Origin of the sequence: Blattabacterium cuenoti (genome assembly GCF_014251795.1) — a bacterium.
Lineage (GTDB): Bacteria > Bacteroidota > Bacteroidia > Flavobacteriales > Blattabacteriaceae > Blattabacterium > Blattabacterium cuenoti_AB.
The window spans coordinates 213698-235222 of record NZ_CP059201.1 but is presented as its reverse complement, the minus strand read 5'-3'; the positions used below and the strand labels follow the sequence as shown (position 1 = coordinate 235222).

Here is a 21525-nt window from a genome sequence, read left to right as displayed (position 1 = left end):
AAAACTAAAATGTTAATTTTCGTGAAACAATCCAAGTAGATATAATAGAAAAAAAAATAACAGAAAAAGAACTTAAAGGCATTAAAATAGCAGCTATAAAAGGTTTTAAATTTCCGGTAGTTGCAAACAAAATTCCTATACTATTGTAAAATAAACTAATCATAAAATTGATAAATACTAATTTTGTAGATATTCTAGATATTTTCAAAAATAAAAAAATTTTATTCAAACAATTAGATTGTATAAAAGCGTCACAACTTGGAAAAAAACTACTTGGATTTTCTGATACAGCAATTCCTACTTCACTTTGATTTAATGCGGAACAATCATTGATCCCATCTCCAAACATAAGAATTTTTTCTCCTTTTTTTTGCAATTTTTTAACATAATTTAATTTGTCTTCTGGACTTTGATTGAAAAAAACTTTACTTGATTTTGGTAAAATTGATTCTAAGTATTTTTTTTCTAAATCATTATGATCTCCAGAAAGAATAAAAATTTTATATTCTTTTAAATTTTTGAACATTTTTTTTATTCCCTTTCGATAGTAATTTCTGAATACAAAATAACCTAAAAATTTATTATTTATAGAAACATAAACTGTTGTTTGATTGATTTCATTTTCATTAATTATTTGTCTTTTAATGCCTAAATACTTTGAAGAACCAATTTTAACTGGTATATTTTTTATAATACCTTCTAATCCTTTACCTATGATTTCTTTAAAATTTTTTAAAGGATAAAGATCTTTTATGTTTACAGATAATTCTAATAATATTTTTTGGCTTAAAGGATGACTTGAATTTCTTAGTAAAGAAGCTATAATTTTTTTTTCTTCATCTTTTATTTTCCCTATAAAATATATTTTTTCTTTATTTGGATCAGTTATAGTCCCAGTTTTATCAAAAATCAAGGTTTTCACTAAAGAAATTCTTTCCATTGTATAAATATCTTTGATATAAAAACCTTTTTTTGAAAAAAAACGTATGATATTTCCAAAAATGAGTGGAGTAGAAAGTACTAAAGAACAAGGACAAGTAATAATCAAAACGGAAAAAACTGTATGAAAAATTTTTAAAACATCTTTACTGAAAGACCAGTATATTCCAGTTAACAAAGTTATTATTAATATTATAGGAGTGAAATACTGACTAAATTTAGCAGATATGGAATTCAAATAAAATAATTTTTTTTGAAAAAGTTGATTAGATTTACTCTTATTCCATAACAAACTTAAATAACTATGATCTATATTTTTGATCACTTTAACAAGAATCGCTTCTCCTTTTTGTTTAGAACCAGCGTAAATTTTTTCTCCTATTTTTTTATTAATTAAATAAGACTCTCCTGTTATAAAACTATTATCTAGTATAGCATTTCCTTTCATTAATACAGAGTCAGCGGGAATAATTTCTTCATTTCTGATTAAAATTAAATCTCCTTTTTTTAAAGAAGAAAGTAAAATTTTCTCTTCTTTTTCATTATGTATTTTTGTAATTAGAATTGGATAAAAAGATTTATAATTTTTATCAAAAGATAAAATTTCATTATGAGTATGTATTTGAAATATTTTACTCAAAAGTAAAAACAATGAAAAACTAGAAAGACTATCAAAATATCCTGAACCTAAATCACAGAATATTTCATAACAACTCCATAAAAAAAGAACTAATATTCCAATAGAAATTGGAACATCCATATTTAAAATATGTTTTTTTAATCCTAATACAGCATATCTGATATGATCATAAAAAGAGAATATTACTACAGGTAAAGATAAAATCACCATTAAATAACGAAAAAAATTACGGTTTTCCACAAACCATAGATCTTCTTGTTGAGCACCTACATATTCTGGTATTGCTAAAAGCATAATATTTCCAAAACAGAAAAAAGAAATAGCCAATTTTCCTATTAATTTTCTATCAAATAAATTGGTATGATTTTTTCTTTTATCTATTGATTCACAATTAATAGATGGATGATATCCCATATTATGAAGCAATTTAGCTATATCACTTAATTTATATTCAATATTATTGAATGTAATCCAAACTTGTTTACTGGAAAAATCAACAATAGAATCATAAATGTATTTATGTGTTTGAGGTAATTTTTCTAAAATTAAAACACAAGAATTACAGTGAATAGCAGGAATTAAAAAACGAACTGTGGTAATATTTTTATGATTAAAATCAATTATTTGATCTGCAATCTTTTCATCATCAAGAAAATCAAAAATTTTCTTTCTTTTCATATTTTATTTCTTGATTATTTTGATTTTTGTATATATTTTTCGTATTCATTCAAAGACATTAATTTTCTGTATTCTTCGATATCTATAATTTTTATTCGTATAATCCATCCTTCATGATAAGAACTTTCGTTAATCAATTCTGGATGAGATAACAATTTTTTATTAATTTCAATAATAAAACCTGAAACAGGCATGAATAAATCTGAAACAGTTTTAACCGCTTCTATTGTTCCAAATGAATTATTTGATTTGATTTTTTTTCCTATTATTGAATTTTCAACATCTAAATAAACAATATCTCCTAACTCATTTTGGGCAAAGTGTGTAATCCCTATATAAGCTTCATTTTTTTCGTTCTGGATTCCTATCCACTCATGGTTTTTACTATATCTTAAATTACTAGGGTTCAGGTTCATATTAAAAAATTTTAATTCTAAGCATAATTAGATCATGTAACTTTTTTTTTTGAAAAAAATTTTATAAAAAAACGTATTTTATCATTAAATATTTTGAAAAAAAAATTCTGATTTTTCTGTTTTTGTATATAATTTAAATATTGGTTAATTCTCTTTTCCATGCTACAAGTAGCATTTTGATCAAATTTCCATAAATAGTATTTCTCAATCTGATCAATTAATAAATTCGCATAATTTAAGGATGTAGCATAACCTGCTTTTTTTAATTCCTCTGCCCAAGCTTGATAGTCATTTTTTTTAAGATCAAACAGTTTTGAGTAACGTGGTTGTTGTAAAAATTTAGAGTGATCATGAAAAGATTCCTCCACAGAATTATATTTTCGAAAACATTCTTTTGGAAGATCGTCATCATGATAATAAATGTCACCCATCCAATTTTTACCGCATTTAATTCCAAAATGATTATTTGTAGCTTTTGATAAAGAACTGTTTCCAACAGAAGATTCTAAAATACCTTGACCTAATTTAATACTAGCTGGAATTCCAAATTTTTCCATTTCTTCAATAGCAAAAACAGCATATTTCTTCACATATTCAATGACATTTTCTATTTCTTTTTTATTTTTTCCTTGTACTTTTTGTAAAAAGTAAAATGATGACATCAAAAATAATAATACAAAATAAAAAAATTTATTCATTTTATTAACTTTCGATAAATAAAATTACGTTTTTTACAGATATATTTTTATAATTTAAGTAAAAAGATTCCAAACGAAACCAGTTTTAATAAATATCCTATGAGGATTATGAGGATTAGAAATAAATTCTGTATCTATATTGTGAATATTAAAGTAAAATATAGTTCTATATATTTTAAAATTGAAAAAATAATCTAAAAAATAAGTTTTTGAAATTTTCCCTTCAATAGGAAGATACTCTTTTTCTAAAAAAAAACTTTGAAAATCAAAAGGATAAGAAATTTTTTTAGGATTACTAAAATAATGAAAAGAAAAACCTGTTTGTATAAATAAAGCTTGATTAAAATAATTATTTTTATAAAAAATTGTATTTTTAGATAAAAAATTTGGAATAGAAAAAATTAATGGATTATCATTACACTTGTGATAGAAAAAAATATTATTTAATTCAAATTTTGATATTTCATGTGTGGTTTGAATTTTAAATCCATATGAATAAATTTTTTTCATTGAAAAATGATTTAATCTAGATATAAAAATAGAATATTTATCTCCATGTTCAGAACTTAAAGAAAAATCTATTGTTTTTTTTTGATTGATATTTTGATCATTTTTGATGTTATCAATATTCAATCGAGTTAAAAACAAAAATTTTGAAAATAAAAAAGTATTTAACATAATATCAGTTTGATAATTAATGTTTTTATTTCCATTTCCGATAATCCATTTTCCATTTGAATAGAAATTCAAAACATTACTAATAGGATAATTTACTTTAGTTTGTATGGATAAATTATTGATATATTTATTTTTAAAATCATTTGCACTCAATAATTGATAATGTATTTTATCAAAAATAGATCCTACTTCTATATTTATTTTTTTTTGATTGAAAATTAAAAATAAACCATTTCTCAAATAAAAATGATTCATTGTTTTTTTTTCAAAATTATGAAATATATAAGAATCATAAAATGAATAGTTTATAAAATATTTTTCATATTCCACATAATTTTTTAAACATATCGATCTTTCTTTAAAAGAAAATATTTTTTGAATGAAATTTATATAAAATCTGCTATGAACTAATTTTTTATAATTAAAAAAAACATTTTTGTAATTCATTATATCCCATTTTGGGATTTTTTCTTTTTCTTTTGTTTCAAATTTTTGATAAATATAATGTCCCCACAATTTATAATTATCATGATCTTGATAATTCAAGGTAGTTAATATTAAATCTTTACTTTTTTTTATTTTATTTTTTAAATTAGAATTTCTATATTCTATAGAATAGTTAATTTTTTCATTAAAATTTTTAGAAAAAAAAGCACTTAATATTTTTTCTCCATTAAAAGAATTATTTATATAAAAAATTTCTGAAATAGGAGTTTTTACATCATAATATTGAATTTTTTCTCGATAAAAAAAAGGATCTTGAAAAAAAAAGATATTTTTTTGCATATTTTGATTAAAATTTCCTTTCATAAATTTTTCATCTCTAATAATAAGAAAGTCTTTTCCATTTCTGGAAAAAAAACTTATATCATCATTTTTTAAAAAATTTTGAGAATAATATTTTTTTATAGAAAAAGATTTTTCTAAAAAAGTTTTTTTTATATTCATTTCTTCTGTCCAATATTTATAATCTTGAAAAGTAGGATGATAAAATTTATCATTTTCTTTTTCGTCAATATGCATTTGATTTATTTTTTTTTCATCTATACTGTTACAGATGCATGTATAGATGCATGAATTATAGATAAAAAAAATAAAGAAAGTAAAAATAAATATTTTCATATAATCGAATTATGCACTATTTATTAAAATAAATAGAAAAAAATTTATTTATATTTGCATGATGTAAATGTCATTTCTCAAGTAGTAAATGGTATTCTTCAATTAAAGTATTGTGTTGACAATATTTTTGAGGCTTGTCTTTGTGACGGCCTTTTTTTATAATGTCAAAATACCATAAATCATGTTCAAATTTAATTTTAGAACTATTCAGAAAAAAATTTTAGCTGATAGTACTACACCAATAGAATTATATTTAAAATTAAGAGATGTTTTTCCTAATCCGTTATTATTAGAATCTTCTGATTATCAATTTTCAAAAAAAAATTTCTCTATTCTTTGTCTTAATCCTATTTCTGAACTTATTTTAGATAAAAATGTATTGAGAATATCATATCCTAACAGTGTTCACAAACACATTTTTATAAATGAAAAATTAGATATAAAAATTTTAATTGAGGATTTTTTTTCAAAATTTGAAAATAAAAATATAACTATTGATTATTCAGGATTATATGGATATATATCTTATGATAGCATTCAACATTTTGAAAATATTCAATTTAATTCTACAATTAAAGAAATATATAATCTTCCACAAATACGGTTCGGTTTTTATAAAAATTTAATCGTATTTCATCATTTTCATCATGAAATCTATTTAATAGAACATCAATTCCATGATTTTGAAAAAAAAACTTATATCAATCAATTAATTGAATTAATCAAAAAGAAAAATTTTACATCTTTCTCATTTAAATCTGTTGGAAATCGTCATTCAAATGTAACAGATATGGAGTATAAAAAAATGGTATCTTTAGGAATCAAAGCCTGTTTACGTGGAGATGTTTTTCAAATTGTGTTATCTCGTCAGTTTCAACAAAAGTTTAAAGGAGATGAATTTAATGTATATCGTGCTTTACGATTTATAAATCCTTCTCCGTATCTCTTTTATTTTGATTATGGAAATTATAAATTGTTTGGATCTTCTCCAGAATCACAACTTATTATTCATAATCAAATAGCTTATATTAATCCGATAGCAGGAACAATACGAAGATCAGGAAATAAAGAACAGGATAAAAAACTTTCAGAAACCCTAGAAAATGATCCGAAAGAAAATGCAGAACATGTTATGTTAGTAGATTTAGCAAGAAATGATCTTAGTAAAAATTCTTATAATGTAAAAGTAGAAGAATTTAAAGAAATTCAAATTTTTTCTCATGTATTACACATGGTGTCTAAAGTGTCTGGAAAAATAGAAAAGAATATATCAATTATAAAAGTATTTGGAGATTCTTTTCCTGCAGGAACTCTTTCTGGTGCACCTAAGTATAAAGCTATGGAATTAATCGATCAAATTGAAAATCAAAATAGAGGAGTATATGGAGGAGCAATTGGTTTTTTTGGATTAAATAATTCTTGTATTAACACGGCGATAATTATTCGTTCTTTTGTAAGTAAAAATAATATCCTATTTTTTCAAGCTGGCGCAGGTATTGTATCCAATTCTAAAGAAGAAAAAGAATTGGAAGAAGTAAATAACAAACTTATGGCCTTATTGAAGTCTATCGAATTAGCTAAAAACATATGAAAGTATTATGAAAAAAAAAATACTGATTTTGGATAATTATGATTCCTTTACTTATAATCTTGTTCATGCTGTCAAAAAATCGACAAAAAATTCTATACAAGTATCTAGAAATAATGAGATTCAACTTTCAGATATAGAAAAATATAATAAAATTATTCTTTCTCCAGGACCTGGAATTCCTGATGAAGCACATATTTTAAAATCTTTAGTGAAAACTTTTGCATCTACTAAAAGTATTTTTGGAGTTTGTTTAGGACAGCAAGCAATAGGAGAAGTATTTGGAGCTACTCTTATCAATACAAAAAAAGTTTATCATGGAATATCTAGTTTGATTCAAATAGTAGATCCAAAAGAAATTTTATTTCAAAAATTACCTAAAAAAATTAAAGTTGGACGTTATCATTCTTGGATTATATCTCAAAAAAATTTTCCTGACGAACTTCAGATCACAGCTATTGGAAATAAAGGAGAAATTATGGCATTACGTCATAAATTTTACGATGTACGTGGGGTCCAATTTCATCCAGAATCTATTTTAACTCCATATGGAGAAAAAATTATAGATAATTGGTTGAATTTAAGTTAAATTATGAAACAAATACTAAAAAATCTTTTTTTAGAAAAAACACTGAAAAAACAAGAAGCAAAGAATCTATTTTTAGAATTATCAAAAGGAAAAATGAGTCCAACACAAATTATAGCTATAATCACTATATATAATATGAGATCTCCTACTTTAGAAGAAATAATAGGATTTAAACAAGCTATAATGGAACTATCCATAAAAGTTAATCTTACAGAATTTAATGCAATTGACATTGTAGGAACAGGCGGGGATGAAAAAAATACTTTTAATATTTCTACTTTAGCATGTTTTATTGTAGCAGGAGCAGGAGAAAAAGTAATAAAACATGGCAGTTTTAGTTCTTCTTCTATTACTGGTTCTTCAAATATATTAAGAGGATTGGGATATCATTTTACTAACAAAGAAGAAAATTTAAAAAACCAATTAGATAAAGTAGGAATTTGTTATTTACATGCTCCGATATTTCACCCTATATTAGGGACTATATCTGTAGTCAGAAAAGAATTAGGAGTCAGAACTATTTTTAATACGCTTGGTCCATTATTAAATCCAGGAAAACCAAAAAATCAATTATTAGGTGTCAATAATTTAGAATTAGCAAGAATATATTATTATATGTACCAAAATACAAATAAAAATTATGCTATTGTTCATAGTTTAGATGGATATGATGAAATCACACTTACTAGTGGATTCAAATGTTATACGCAAAAAGGTGAACAATTTTATTCTATAGAAGAATTAGAAATGGGAAAGAAAAAAATTATAATTAATCCAAAAGAATTAAAAGGAGGAAAAAATACAGAAGAAAATATCCGTATATTTATCAATGTTTTATCTGGAGAGGGGACTTTCTCTCAAAATGAAGTTGTTTTAACAAACGCTACATTTGCATTAAGTTTATTAAATCAAGATAGTCTTGAAAATAATTATGATAAAGCAAAACGTTCACTAAAAAGTGGAAAAGCAAAGAATATTCTAAAAAAATTATTAAGCTTATGAATATTCTTGACCAAATTATATCTATAAAAAGAAAAGAGGTCTATAACAAGAAAATTGTATCTCCTATAAAAAAATTAGAATCTAGTTCTTTTTTTCAAGAAAAAACTTTTTCTCTGGTAAAAAATATAAATCAAAGTCATACGGGTATCATTGCAGAATTTAAATGTAAATCTCCATCTAAAGGAATTATTAATAATACAATATTTGTAGAAAAAGTAGTTAAGGATTATGAATTATCAGGAGTTAGTGGAATATCTATTCTTACAGATGAACACTTTTTCTCTGGAAAAAACGAAGATTTAAAAAAATCACGTTCTATAGTTTCTATTCCTATATTAAGAAAAGATTTTATTATCGATGAATACCAAATTATAGAATCTAAATCTATCGGAGCTGATATTATTTTATTAATAGCGGGAATTCTTTCTAAAAATCAGATATTTAATTTTTATCAACTTTCAAAAAGTATTGGTTTAGAAGTTTTGATTGAAATTCATAATGAATTTGAAATAGATAAGATAACAGATAATTTTGATATTATAGGAATTAATAACAGAAATTTGCAAACTTTTATTGTAGATTATAATAATTGTTTCAAATTATCTTCAAAAATCCCTAATGATTATGTGAAGATTGCAGAAAGTGGAATCAATAACGTGAATCATATATTAGAATTAAAAAAACAAGGATTCAAAGGTTTTTTAATTGGAGAATATTTTATGAAAGAAAAAGATCCTGGAAAAACCTGTAAGAACCTTATAGATTCCTTGGAAGGGAAGGAAAAAATATGATATGAGATCTATAAAAATGAAAATATGCGGAATAAAATTCAAAATACAAAAAATATCTGATTTGTTACCTGATTTTATAGGTTTTATATTTTATCCTCATTCTCCAAGGTTTGTAGGTTTCAATTTTATTATGCCAAAATTTAAACAAAAAATATTAAAAGTAGGTGTTTTTGTGAATGAATCAGAAGAAAATATATTGAAAATAGTAAAGAAACATAAATTAGATATTGTTCAATTACATGGGACAGAAAGTCCTTCTTATTGTGAAAAATTATTTCAAAAAGGGTTAAAATTAATTAAAAGTTTTAGGATAGATAATCTATTTTCTTTTAATCAAGAAACTATAGATTATATTCCTTTTTGTACTTATTTTTTATTTGATAGTCATACAATTCATTATGGAGGAAGTGGGAAAAAATTTTGCTGGAAAAAACTTGATGAATACACTTTTCATGTTCCATTTTTCTTAAGTGGAGGTATTGGAATGGAAGATTTTGATCAAATCAAAAATTTTTTTCATCCTAAAATGTTTGGAATAGATGTTAATAGTAGATTTGAAATTTTTCCAGGAAAAAAGAACAGTATCAAGTTAAATATATTTATGAAAAAAATAAGAAGTTTATGAAATTTTTTGTAGATAAAAATGGATATTATGGAGAATTTGGAGGGGCTTTTATACCTGAAATGTTATATCATCATATAAAAGAATTACAATGTAAATACAAAAAACTGATTACAAGCTATGAATATCAAAAAATGTATAAAGAATTATTAAAAAATTATGTAGGGAGACCTTCTCCTTTATTTTTTAGTAAAAAGTATTCTAATCAATACAATGCTAAAATTTATCTTAAAAGAGAAGATTTAAATCATACAGGATCTCATAAAATAAATAATGCTATAGGTCAAGCTTTATTAGCTAGAAAATTGGGAAAAAAAAGGATAGTTGCAGAAACAGGGGCTGGACAACATGGAGTAGCGACTGCTACTATTTGTGCATTAATGGATTTAAAATGCATAATTTTTATGGGAGAAATAGATATGCAACGTCAATATAGTAACGTCATCAGAATGAAATCTCTTGGAGCTGAAGTTAGTCCAGTTTATAGTGGAAGTAAAACGTTAAAAGATGCTGTCAATGAAGCTATTCGTTATTGGATCAATCATCCAGAAAGTTATTATTTAATAGGTTCCACAGTAGGTCCTCATCCTTATCCTCAAATGGTAGCAGATATTCAATCTATTATTAGTGAAGAAATTAAAATACAATTAAAAGAGGTAGAAGGATTTTCTTTTCCTAATTATGTAGTGTCCTGTATAGGAGGAGGAAGCAATGCTGCAGGATCATTTTATCATTTTCTTGACAACGATTCTGTATATCTAATCGCTGTAGAAGCAGCTGGATTAGGTATTGAAACAAAAAAAACAGCTGCTTCTATTCACTGTGGATCTAAAGGAATATTACATGGAAGTATGACATTGATTTTACAAGACCAATATGGTCAAGTTCTTCCTACTCATTCTATATCTCCTGGTCTAGATTATCCAGGAATTGGACCTATGTTTGCCAATCTATTTGTAAAAGAACGTGTAAAATTTTTATTTTCTACAGATGAGGAAGCTTTACAGGCAGGATATGAGTTAACTCAATCAGAAGGTATAATTCCTTCTTTAGAAAGTGCACATGCATTAGCTGCATTAAAAAAAATACCTATTCAAAAAAAAGATGTAGTAATTGTGACATTATCTGGAAGAGGGGATAAAGATATTAATATTTACGATAAATATTTTGTTAAATTATTAAAAAATAATGAATCAAATTCATAATTTATTTAAAAATAAAAATAAAAGTATATTATGCATTTATTTTACAGCAGGATTTCCTTATATTAACAGTACAATGGAAATTGTAAAAATTTTGCAAAATCTTTCTGTTGATTTAATTGAAATAGGAATCCCTTATTCTGATCCTTTAGCAGATGGAATAATTATACAAAATAGTAATCAAATTTCGTTGAATAATGGAATGAATATTTCTTTATTATTTGATCAAATAGAAAAATTTAAAAATGAAATAAAAATTCCTATTATTCTTATGGGATATTATAATCAATTTTATCAATTTGGACAAAAGAAATTTTTAAAAAGATGTAAAGAATCAGGTGTTTCCGGACTAATTTTACCTGATCTTCCTATTGATATTTATTTGAATAAATATCAAAACATATTTCATAAATATTCTTTGTCTATGATATTTTTGATCACTCCAAAAACTCATTCATCTAGAATACTGATGTTAAGTAAAATTAGTGATGGTTTTTTATATATAGTTTCTTCTGTTTCTACTACAGGTAGTATGAATTTTTTTGGACAGGAACAAATATCGTTTTTCGAACGTATTAAAGAATTATCTATTGATACTCCAAAATTAATTGGATTTGGCATAAAAGATAAAAAAACTTTTGATTTATCATGTCAGTATGCTAATGGAGGAATCATTGGAAGTTCTTTTATTCAATCATTATCATTAGATAAAAATAAATTAGATCAAAGTGTAACAAAATATATAAAATCTATTAGATAGTTTTTTTACGATTTCCGAAAATCATAGTACCTAATCGAACAATTGTTGTTCCATATTTTATAGCTATATTATAATCTCTGCTCATTCCCATAGAAAGAATATAATGTCCATATTTATTTTTATACTCATTATATATTTTACGTAAATATGAGAATTCATCATGTACTTTTGTTAATTTTTCTTGAAAAGAGGCCATTCCCATTATCCCTATGATTTTTACATTTTTCATTTTTTTATAAGTTTCATTTTCCAATATTTTAGAAGCTTCTTGATAAGTGATTCCTGATTTATTTTTATCATCACAAATTTTTATCTGTAAAAGACAGTTTATGATTTTCTGATATTTTAATGCAATTTTATTGATTATATCAATTTGTTTTATATTTTGAACACTATGAATTAAATGAATAAAAGGTATTATATATTTTAATTTGTTACTTTGAATTCTTCCAATCATATGCCATCGAATGTCTTTCGGCAATTTTTTATATTTTTCTACCATTTCTTGAATATAATTTTCACCAAAATCTCTATGCCCTACTCTATACAATTTCTCTATATTAGAAAAATTTTGATTTTTAGAAACTACTAATATTTGTGTATTCTTTGGTATTAGTTTTTTTATGTCAAAAAATTTATTTTCTATTATGTGATTCATCATCATACTTACGAAAATTTTTTTTCGAATTTTTTCATAATCTCAATGAGAAATTGAACACTTTCTAATGGAAGTGCATTATATATACTCGCACGATATCCCCCTAGATATCTATGCCCATCTAATCCTACAATATTCTCTTTTTTACATATTTTATTAAATTCTTTTTCTAATTCTAAGTTTTTTTCTTTTAAAAAAAAAGAAACATTCATATTAGAACGATTTTCTTTATGTATTTTATTTTCAAATAAATGATTTTTATCTATTTCATCATATAATAGTTTAGCTTTATACTGATTTTGTTCTTCTAAAATAGAAAGGCCTCCTTGATTTTCTATCCATTCTAAAGTCAACATAGAAGTATAAATAGAAAAAACATTTGGAGTGTTTAAAATACTATTGTTTTGTATATGAATTTTATAATCCATATAAGAAGGAATAGTTTTTTTGAACTTTCCCAAAATATCCTTTTTTACTATAACAATGGTCATTCCTGCAGAACTTATATTTTTTTGTGCAGAAGCATAAATTAAACTGAATTGACTAAAATCTAATTTTCTACTCAAAATATCGGAAGACATATCACAAACGACTGGAGTAGATGTTTGAGGAAAAATTTTCATTTGTGTTCCAATGATTGTATTATTAGATGTACAATGAAAATAATCCATATCACATGGAATATGGTAATTTTTTGAAATATATGTATAATTTTTATTTTTACCGGAAAATAACACTATTACTTCTCCAAACTTTTTGGCTTCCTTAATCGCGTTATGAGCCCAAAACCCTGTATCTAAATAAGCGGCTTTTTGATTCATTAAATTATATGGAACCATTGAAAATTGTAATGTAGCACCTCCTTGAAGAAACAAGATAGCATAATCATCATTTAAATTCATAATACGTTTAACTAAAAGAGTAGTTTTTTCAATTATTTCTAAAAAATCTATACTTCTATGAGAAATCTCAAGCAACGATAATCCGGAATCATTAAAATTTATTACAGATTGAGCTGATTTTTTAAGAACTTCTTTTGGTAAAACAGAAGGCCCTGCATTGAAATTATGTACTTTCATAAATAGAACAACTAATTCTTTTCAAAATTAAAAAAAAATACTATGATATTGATATCTTGAAAAGAAACAGATAATAACTCAACTATATTTGTATTCCTAATATTTTTTTTGTTTTTTCTGTCACTTTGAATCTATTATCTAAACAATTTTTTATGATTAAAATAATATATCCGTTTCCATTAATTAACAACCACGTATTTTCTTTTTCTAAAAGAGAAAATTTTTTATCCTTATAATATTTACTTAATTTTTTTCTTCCTTTTCCTTTCATGTTAAAAGGATAAAAAAAATCTCCTTTTCTCCATGTTCTTAATAATAATGGAAATTGAATTTTTTTAAAATCTATAAGAAATAGATCTTTTTTATTTTTTTTTTCTGGATTGTAAAAAAATTTCATATTAATAGGAAATGATATTTGATTGGCTACTTTTAAATCCGTTATCATATAAGTTTTTTTTTTATTTTCTAATAATAATTGATGAGAAATTAAAATCCAATCATTTCTATTTTTAATGATACGATAGTTTTTGGATATAAGTTGTTTACCTGATTGTGCATCAATAAGATTTTCCATACTTTTAATATCATTAAATCCATATGGAGAAAATAATTTAAATAAATAAAAAGACAGAGGTTGTAAATTTTTAAAATTTTTACATTTTATTTTCCAAAAAAATGGATCATATTTTTTTTCTATTGTAAGTTCTTTACGAACTTCTTCTATTTTTTTTTCTATTAAAAAATTTTCATCATAAAGATGATTAATAGTTTTTTGTAATCCATTATGAATAGAAAACGAATAAAATGTATCAAAAGTAGATAAAATTGAACGAATTTTATTTCTTAAATATTTCATTTCTTGATTACTACTGTCAGACCTCCATTTAATATTTTTTATTTTTGCATAATGTAAAATTTCTTTTTTAGTAAAATTAGAAAGAGGTCGAATAAATTTTTCATTTTTTTTAGGTATTCCTAACAATCCTTTGATCCCTGTCCCCCTAAAAGCATTTAGAAAAAAAGTTTCTATAGAATCATCAAAATGATGCCCTAATACTATATATTCATATGAATTTATTTTTACCAATTTTTTAAACCAATCATATCTTAGCTTTCTAGCGGACATTTGTATGGATAATTTATGTTTTTTAGAAAAATATAAAGTATCAAATTTTTTGACATGACATACTATATTTTTTTGAACACAAAAATTTTTTATAAAAATTTCGTCCTCATTGGATTCTTTATTTCTTAATGAAAAATTACAATGTGCTACTTCTGGTTCAATTTCAGGAATATCAAGTAGTAAATTAATAAGAACCATACTATCTAATCCACCGCTTACAGCTACACATACTTTTTTTCTTTTTTTATTTTTAATTAAATTAGAGAAAAAATATTTTTTAATTTTATCTAAAAAAAAATGATGATATAATTTTATTTTCATAAATAATTATTAAATAGATTTCATGATTTCTTGAACTATATCATTTTTTGATTTTTTGTATACATTTATTTTGTTTAAAGATTTTTCATAAAAATATGCTCTTTTAAATAAATGTTTGATGATAAATTGAAATAATTCATTTTTAGATAGATGAGATATTAAAGGTCTCGTTTTTTTTTCTGTAAATAGTCTTCTAAATAAAGTGTAACTTTCAGTTTTTAAATAGAATGTATTTGAATATTTATTTAACAAATAAATGTTTTTGTAAAAACAAGGAGTTCCTCCTCCAACTGATAAAACATATTTATTTTTTTTTTTCAAAAATTTTTTTAACATAAAATGTTCTTTTTTTCTAAAAAAAAATTCTCCCTTTTTCTTAAAAATGTTACAAATAGAATCATTTTTTTTTTCAACAAGAATGGAATCCAAATCATAAAATTCTAAATTTAACTTTTTAGATAGCATTTTTCCTATAGTTGTTTTTCCACTTCCCATATATCCAATTAAACTGATTTTCATAAATCAAAATTATAGTATATTTGTTCAAATTCATAACAACTATTATATTAGACCTGGTAGCTCAGCTGGTAGAGCATTACACTTTTAATGTAAGGGTCCTGGGTTCGAATCCCAGTCAGGTCATTTCGTTTCTTTATATGGTGAAAATTTCCAATGCAACCGGACAATGATCAGAATACTGAATTTCAGGCATAAGATAAGCATTTTTGATCTCTTTTTTTAATGAATTACTTACCATTGCATAATCAATTCTCCATCCCTTATTATTTTTTTTAGCATTATAACGATAATTCCACCAGCTATAATGATGAGGTTCTTTCACTAAACTTCTAAAACTATCTATAAATCCTAAATTGATAAAATGAGTCATCCATTTTCTTTCTTGAGGTAAAAAACCTGACAATTTTTGATTTCGAATAGGATCGTATATATCTATTTCATGATGACAAATATTATAATCTCCACAAATGATGAGATTGTTTAATTTTTTTTTTATTTTTTTGATATGTAAAAAAAATTTTTTCATAAAAAAAAATTTAAAATTCAATCTTTTCATCATATTATTTCCTGAAGGAATATAAAGACTAATTACTGACATATTTTTTAGATCTATACGTAATACTCTTCCTTCTTCATCAACAGAATTTAATCCTATTCCATATTCTACATGAATCGGTTTTTTTTTACATAAAATAGCTACGCCACTATATCCTTTTTTTTTTGCAGGGAACCAGTAATGATTATAACCCAAACAATCAAAAATACTTGTATTTATTTGTTCTGGAAAAGCTTTTATTTCCTGTAAACATAAAATATCTGGTTTATTTTTTTTAATCCAATCAGATAATCCTTTACGAATTCCAGATCGAATTCCATTTATATTATAACTGATGATTTTCATTCTTTTCAAATTTTTAAAAGTAATTAATAAAATATTCAAAATAGTTTTTATATTTGCTGTTATGCGTTATGCATTAAAATGAATATTAATTTTTGATTCACTAAAATTTAAAAAGCTTACAACAGTAAGCTTTTATTATTTTTTCCTGTGTTGGATTATGGATAAACTGAAAATAGCTATTCAAAAATCGGGCCGTCTTTATGACGATTCTATAAAATTACTGAAAGATTGCAGCATTGAAGTTAATATTGGAATAGATAAATTAAAAACAACAGCTCTTAATTTCCCATTAGAAGTACTTTTCCTTAGAGATGATGATATTCCTCAATATTTAGAAGATGGAGTAGCTGATATAGGAATTGTAGGAAAAAATGTTCTTCTAGAAAAAAGAAAAAGAATAATAATTAAAGAAACTTTAGGATTTGGAAAATGCAGACTTTCTATAGCAGTTCCTAAGTCTTTATATTACAACAAAATCAATGATCTAGATGGAAAACGTATTGCAACAAGTTATCCTTTTTTAGTTAAGGAATTTTTTAAAAAAAGATATATAAATGCAGAAATTCATGAAATATCTGGAGCAGTTGAAATTGCTCCTGGAATAGGATTAGCGGATTGTATTTGTGATTTAGTGAGTAGTGGATCTACACTTTTTATGAATGGATTAAAAGAAGTCGAAACTGTTCTTCAATCTGAAGCTGTATTAGCTTCACATCTAAATTTAGGTTCTCCACAAAATATTATTATGGAAAAATTATTATTCCGAATTAGAGCTGTAAAAAAAGCCAAAAATAATAAATATATTCTATTAAACGTTCCAAATGAAAAATTAGAAAAAATCATATCTTATCTTCCGGGAATTAAAAGTCCAGTTATTCTCCCTCTAGCAAATTCAGAATGTAGTTCTGTACATTCTGTGGTCAATGAAAACGATTTTTGGGGAATAATAGAAAACTTAAAAGCGCTTGGAGCTCAAGATATATTAGTACTTCCCATAGAAAAAATTATACTATAAAAATATGGACATGATTCAAGTATATACTCATCCTACATATGAAACATGGAAATCTATTTCGAATAGAAATTATCAAGATATTTCTAAATTAAAGAATTTAGTAATTCCTATTATTGAAAACGTGAAAAATTATGGAGATGTAGCTTTAAAAGCTTATACAAGAAAGTATGATCATACAGACGTCCAATCTATTCAAGTGACAAAAGAAGATTTTGATCAAGCTGATATCAAAATTTCAAATTGTTTAAAAAAATCTATTGAAATTGCATATCATAATATTAAGCATTTTCATCAAGAACAAATACATGAGGAGCCTATAATAGAGATATCAAAAGGAGTTTCTTGTTGGAGAAAAATTACTCCAATCGAAAAAATTGGTTTTTATGTACCAGGAGGATCTGCACCTTTATTATCTACTGTCCTAATGTTAGGAATTCCTGGGAAATTATCAGGATGCAAAAATATTATTTTATGTACTCCGCCAAATAAAAATGGAGAAATTCATCCGTCTATTTTATATGCAGCTAAATATGTAGGAATTTCACAAATCTATAAAGTAGGAGGAGCTCAAGCTATTGCTGCTATGGCTTATGGAACAGAAAGTATTCCTTCTGTATATAAAATATTTGGGCCAGGGAATTCTTATGTAACGATAGCTAAACAGATTGTATCTCAAAAAGGAATGGTATCTATAGATATGCCGGCTGGTCCTTCAGAAGTGGCAATTATGGCTGATAATAATGCTACCCCTAAATATGTTGCAGCTGATTTATTATCCCAATCTGAACATGATCCAGAAAGTTATATTATTGTAGTTACTACAAATAATCAATCTTGGATCAAAGAAGTGAAAAACGAATTAAAAAAACAATTTTTAGATATTTATAATAAAAAAAATATTGTTGAAAAATCTTTGAGAAAAAGTAAAATTGTCGTTTTTTCTTCTTTAAATGAATGTTTAAATTTAATTAATAAAATAGCTCCAGAACATTTGATTATTAATTGTAAAAATGCTTCTTATTGGGGGGATAAAGTAATTAATGCTGGATCTGTTTTTTTAGGAAATTATTCTCCAGTCAGTGCAGGAGATTATGCTTCTGGAACGAATCATGTCCTTCCTACATATGGATATGCTAAATTTTACAGTGGAGTATCTATAGATAGTTTTGTAAAAAAGATTACTTTTCAAAAAATATCTAAAAAAGGATTGAAAAGTTTATCAAAATGTATCAGTATTTTATCTTCTGAGGAAGGACTACTAGCACATAAAAAATCTATCAATATTCGATTAAAAAATGAGTTTTAAATGTATATGCATGAATAAGTTTAATTTGAATTCTCTAATCAGAGATAATATTTTAAATCTGGACCCTTATATTTCTGCTAGAATAGAACATAATCAAGAAAAAAACTATATTTTTTTAGATGCTAATGAAAATTCTTTTGGTTCCCCTTTATCTTTTTTTAATTCTTATAATAGATATCCGGATCCTTTGCAAAAAAAATTGAAAAAAAAAATATCCGAATTTAAAAATATTTCTTCATCTCAAATATTTATTGGAAATGGAAGTGACGAAATTATTGATTTAGTTTATCGTATTTTTTCTCAACCAGGAATAGATCATGCTATTATTTTTCCCCCTACTTATGGGATGTATGAAGTATGTGGAAAAATTCATGGAGTGGATATAAAAAAAATTTTTCTAAAAGAAGAAAATTATCAATTAAATTTGGATGAAATAGAAAAAAATATAAATCCACATAGTAAAATTATTTTTATTTGTTCTCCAAATAATCCTACTGGAAATGATATCAAAAGAGAAGATATTGAAATTATAATAAAAAAATTTACAGGTATTGTCGTTTTAGATGAAGCATATATAGATTTTTCAAATCAAAAATCTTTTTCTGTAGAAATTGATAAATATCCGAATTTAATTGTTCTACAAACACTGTCTAAATCTTGGGGATTAGCAGGATTAAGAATAGGAATCGCTATTACATCTCAATCGATTATTCAATGGATGAACAAAGTAAAATATCCATATAATATTAGTCTCATTTCTCAAAAAATAGCTATCCAAGCATTGGATAATAGAGATTTATTTTTTTTTCATTTAAAAAATATTATTGCGGAAAAGGAATATATGCAAAAATCTTTAAATCAAATTCCTATCATAGAAAAAGTATATCCTAGTTCTGCTAATTTTTTATTAGCAAAAATAAATTTTTCATCTAAAAATCTTTATCAATATTTAATGAAAAAAAAAATAGTTGTTAGAGATCGTTCAAAAATTATTTTATGTAATAATTGTTTAAGAATTACAGTAGGAACTCATGAAGAAAATGAGTATTTAATAGATCAGATTCAAAAATACTCTAAAATAAAAATGTAATGAAAAAAATATTGTTTCTAGATAGAGATGGGACTCTCATACGAGAAAACCCACCTACTTATCAAATTGATTCTATTGATAAAATCAATTTTTATCCAAAAGTTATATTTTTCTTGTCAAAAATTGTTCAAGAATTGGATTACGATTTGGTTATGATCACTAATCAAGATGGGTTAGGAACAGATCAATTTCCTGATCATATTTTTTGGCCTATACATAATCATATCTTAAATGTTTTAAAAAATGAAGGTATTAATTTTCTTTCTGTACATATAGATAAAACTTTTCCAGAAGAAAAGTCTCCAAATAGAAAACCTGGAGTAGGAATGTTAAAAAATTATTTAAAATCTGATTGTTACAATATTTCTAAATCTTTTGTAATTGGAGATAGATTAACAGATATTTTGTTGGCTAAAAATTTAGGATGTCAATCCATATGGATTAAAGATAATCATCATCATAATCATAAAAATTTGACACAAAAAGAAAAAAATTATTATTCAAGTATAGATGAAAAAGATCTCAAAAAAACAATATCCTTCACAACTGATAGCTGGGAAAATATTTATGAATATCTATCATCAGTTTCAACTAAAAAATTGACTCATCAACGAAATACATTAGAAACAAATGTTCAAATTACTATTTCTCTTTATGGAAAAGGAAGAGCCTATATTCAAACAGGACTTAGATTTTTTGATCATCTGTTGCAACAAATAGCATTTCATAGTTCTATAGATTTAAATATTCAAACAAAAGGAGATCTTGATGTAGATGACCATCATACTATAGAAGATACTGGTATTACTTTAGGTGAAATTTTTTATCGGGCTTTAGGAAACAAAAAAGGAATAGAACGTTATGGATTCTATTCTCTTCCTATGGATGATAGTCTATCTACAATTGCATTAGATATTGGAGGAAGAAGTCAATTATTTTGGAAAGCAAAATTTTTCAGGGAAAGAATAGGAAAAATTTCCACTGAAATGTTTATCCATTTTTTTAAATCTTTTTCCGCATCAGCCAAATGTAATTTACATATTTATGCTACAGGAAAAAATGATCATCATAAAATAGAATCTATTTTTAAATGTTTTGGAAGAGCTATTAAAATGGCAATACAAAAGAATTCTTATAATCAAATACCTAGTACAAAAGGTATATTGTAAATATCTTATAATAATGAATATGAAAACGATTATCATAAAATATCCTGCAGGAAATGTTCAATCAGTTCTTTTTTCTTTAGAAAGGATAGGAGTACAAGCTACAGTTACAGATTCTAAAGAATCCATTCAAAATGCAGAAAAAATTATTTTACCTGGGGTTGGAGAAGCTAATTTTGCAATGAAATATTTAAAAGAAAAAAAATTGAATTTACTTTTATCAGAATTAAAACAACCTATATTGGGTATCTGTTTAGGTATGCAACTACTTTGTAAACATTCAGAAGAAAGCAATACTACATGTTTGGGAGTTTTTGATTTATTAGTAAAAAAATTTCAATCTTGTGATAAGAATGATAAGATTCCTCAAATAGGTTGGAATACAATTAATAAGTTGAAAGGTCCTTTATTTGAAAATGTACCAAATGGTAGTTATCAATATTTTGTTCATAGTTATTATGTTCCTTTAGGAAAATATACCATAGCAAAAACAGAATATATACTAAATTATAGTGCGGCCTTACAAAAAAATAATTTTTATGCAGTCCAATTTCATCCTGAAAAATCTTCTTATGTAGGACATAAAATATTGGAAAATTTTATTCGATTATAAATTTAT

21 protein-coding genes and 1 tRNA gene are annotated in these 21525 nt (G+C 24.3%); 13 read left to right on the top strand and 9 right to left on the bottom strand.

Annotation, left to right across the window (positions count from 1 at the left end):
• Positions 1–4: 4 nt before the first annotated feature.
• Genes H0H55_RS01120 through H0H55_RS01105 form a run of 4 tightly spaced genes read right to left on the bottom strand, consistent with a single transcriptional unit; the run spans position 5 to position 5072 of the window.
• Complete coding sequence (locus H0H55_RS01120) at positions 5–2257, bottom strand: heavy metal translocating P-type ATPase (RefSeq protein WP_185861465.1); 2253 nt, start codon at positions 2255–2257, stop codon at positions 5–7.
• Between the two features lie 14 nt (positions 2258–2271).
• Positions 2272–2667 carry a glycine cleavage system protein GcvH gene (gene gcvH / locus H0H55_RS01115; protein WP_202985610.1) on the bottom strand — a complete coding sequence of 132 codons (396 nt, stop codon included), beginning with the start codon at positions 2665–2667 and terminating at the stop codon, positions 2272–2274.
• Positions 2668–2705: 38 nt separating this feature from the next.
• On the bottom strand, positions 2706–3371 hold the full coding sequence (locus H0H55_RS01110) for a glycoside hydrolase family 73 protein (protein WP_185861463.1): 666 nt from the start codon (positions 3369–3371) through the stop codon (positions 2706–2708).
• Positions 3372–3425: 54 nt separating this feature from the next.
• Positions 3426–5072 (bottom strand): putative porin, encoded by a 1647-nt coding sequence (locus H0H55_RS01105; RefSeq protein ID WP_238784175.1) that lies wholly within the window; start codon positions 5070–5072, stop codon positions 3426–3428.
• Positions 5073–5352: 280 nt separating this feature from the next.
• On the opposite strand from H0H55_RS01105, the gene H0H55_RS01100 reads away from it, so the two are divergent.
• From H0H55_RS01100 to trpA, 7 genes are read left to right on the top strand one after another with little or no spacing between them, the layout of a single operon-like run.
• Entirely contained in the window at positions 5353–6762 is a 1410-nt protein-coding gene (locus tag H0H55_RS01100; RefSeq protein WP_185861461.1) for an anthranilate synthase component I family protein, read from the top strand.
• A 7-nt stretch (positions 6763–6769) separates the two neighbouring features.
• The gene (locus tag H0H55_RS01095; protein ID WP_185861460.1) at positions 6770–7348 is read left to right on the top strand and encodes an anthranilate synthase component II; all 579 of its coding nucleotides are present in this window, start codon (positions 6770–6772) and stop codon (positions 7346–7348) included.
• Positions 7349–7351: 3 nt separating this feature from the next.
• Positions 7352–8350 carry an anthranilate phosphoribosyltransferase gene (trpD, locus tag H0H55_RS01090; protein WP_185861459.1) on the top strand — a complete coding sequence of 333 codons (999 nt, stop codon included), beginning with the start codon at positions 7352–7354 and terminating at the stop codon, positions 8348–8350.
• The gene (gene trpC, locus H0H55_RS01085) at positions 8347–9141 is read left to right on the top strand and encodes an indole-3-glycerol phosphate synthase TrpC (RefSeq protein ID WP_185861458.1); all 795 of its coding nucleotides are present in this window, start codon (positions 8347–8349) and stop codon (positions 9139–9141) included. The genes trpD and trpC overlap by 4 nt, the downstream gene beginning before the upstream one ends.
• 16 nt (positions 9142–9157) lie before the next feature.
• Entirely contained in the window at positions 9158–9766 is a 609-nt protein-coding gene (trpF, locus tag H0H55_RS01080) for a phosphoribosylanthranilate isomerase (RefSeq protein ID WP_238784174.1), read from the top strand.
• Positions 9763–10968 (top strand): tryptophan synthase subunit beta, encoded by a 1206-nt coding sequence (trpB, locus tag H0H55_RS01075; protein WP_185861456.1) that lies wholly within the window; start codon positions 9763–9765, stop codon positions 10966–10968. Before trpF ends, trpB begins: the two co-directional genes overlap by 4 nt.
• A complete protein-coding gene (trpA, locus tag H0H55_RS01070; RefSeq protein ID WP_185861455.1) occupies positions 10952–11725 on the top strand; it encodes a tryptophan synthase subunit alpha in 774 nt (257 codons plus the stop codon). Before trpB ends, trpA begins: the two co-directional genes overlap by 17 nt.
• Here the strand turns inward: trpA and H0H55_RS01065 are convergent.
• The 4 genes from H0H55_RS01065 to H0H55_RS01050 form a co-directional block, all read right to left on the bottom strand.
• Positions 11718–12389: a YggS family pyridoxal phosphate-dependent enzyme gene (locus H0H55_RS01065; protein WP_317168409.1), complete on the bottom strand. Its 672-nt coding sequence runs from the start codon at positions 12387–12389 to the stop codon at positions 11718–11720. The two genes, trpA and H0H55_RS01065, sit on opposite strands and share 8 nt — an antisense overlap.
• A gap of 2 nt (positions 12390–12391) precedes the next feature.
• Positions 12392–13462 carry a 3-phosphoserine/phosphohydroxythreonine transaminase gene (gene serC / locus H0H55_RS01060; RefSeq protein ID WP_185861454.1) on the bottom strand — a complete coding sequence of 357 codons (1071 nt, stop codon included), beginning with the start codon at positions 13460–13462 and terminating at the stop codon, positions 12392–12394.
• Between the two features lie 82 nt (positions 13463–13544).
• Positions 13545–14909, bottom strand: a complete 1365-nt coding sequence (gene tilS, locus H0H55_RS01055; RefSeq protein ID WP_185861453.1) for a tRNA lysidine(34) synthetase TilS — start codon at positions 14907–14909, stop codon at positions 13545–13547.
• 9 nt (positions 14910–14918) lie between these two features.
• A complete protein-coding gene (locus H0H55_RS01050) occupies positions 14919–15428 on the bottom strand; it encodes a shikimate kinase (RefSeq protein ID WP_185861452.1) in 510 nt (169 codons plus the stop codon).
• A gap of 50 nt (positions 15429–15478) precedes the next feature.
• Between H0H55_RS01050 and H0H55_RS01045 the strand changes: the two genes are divergently transcribed.
• Positions 15479–15551, top strand: a tRNA-Lys gene (locus tag H0H55_RS01045).
• A 10-nt stretch (positions 15552–15561) separates the two neighbouring features.
• On the opposite strand, the gene H0H55_RS01040 is transcribed toward H0H55_RS01045, so the two are convergent.
• Positions 15562–16329 (bottom strand): exodeoxyribonuclease III, encoded by a 768-nt coding sequence (locus H0H55_RS01040; RefSeq protein ID WP_185861451.1) that lies wholly within the window; start codon positions 16327–16329, stop codon positions 15562–15564.
• A 157-nt stretch (positions 16330–16486) separates the two neighbouring features.
• Between H0H55_RS01040 and hisG the strand changes: the two genes are divergently transcribed.
• From hisG to hisH, 5 genes are read left to right on the top strand one after another with little or no spacing between them, the layout of a single operon-like run.
• Complete coding sequence (gene hisG / locus H0H55_RS01035; protein WP_185861450.1) at positions 16487–17344, top strand: ATP phosphoribosyltransferase; 858 nt, start codon at positions 16487–16489, stop codon at positions 17342–17344.
• A gap of 10 nt (positions 17345–17354) precedes the next feature.
• Entirely contained in the window at positions 17355–18650 is a 1296-nt protein-coding gene (hisD, locus tag H0H55_RS01030) for a histidinol dehydrogenase (protein WP_394798771.1), read from the top strand.
• A gap of 10 nt (positions 18651–18660) precedes the next feature.
• Positions 18661–19740 (top strand): histidinol-phosphate transaminase, encoded by a 1080-nt coding sequence (gene hisC / locus H0H55_RS01025; protein ID WP_185861448.1) that lies wholly within the window; start codon positions 18661–18663, stop codon positions 19738–19740.
• Positions 19740–20909: a bifunctional histidinol-phosphatase/imidazoleglycerol-phosphate dehydratase HisB gene (gene hisB / locus H0H55_RS01020; RefSeq protein ID WP_185861447.1), complete on the top strand. Its 1170-nt coding sequence runs from the start codon at positions 19740–19742 to the stop codon at positions 20907–20909. The genes hisC and hisB overlap by 1 nt, the downstream gene beginning before the upstream one ends.
• 19 nt (positions 20910–20928) lie before the next feature.
• Positions 20929–21519 (top strand): imidazole glycerol phosphate synthase subunit HisH, encoded by a 591-nt coding sequence (gene hisH / locus H0H55_RS01015; RefSeq protein ID WP_185861446.1) that lies wholly within the window; start codon positions 20929–20931, stop codon positions 21517–21519.
• The last annotated feature ends 6 nt before the right edge of the window (positions 21520–21525 follow it).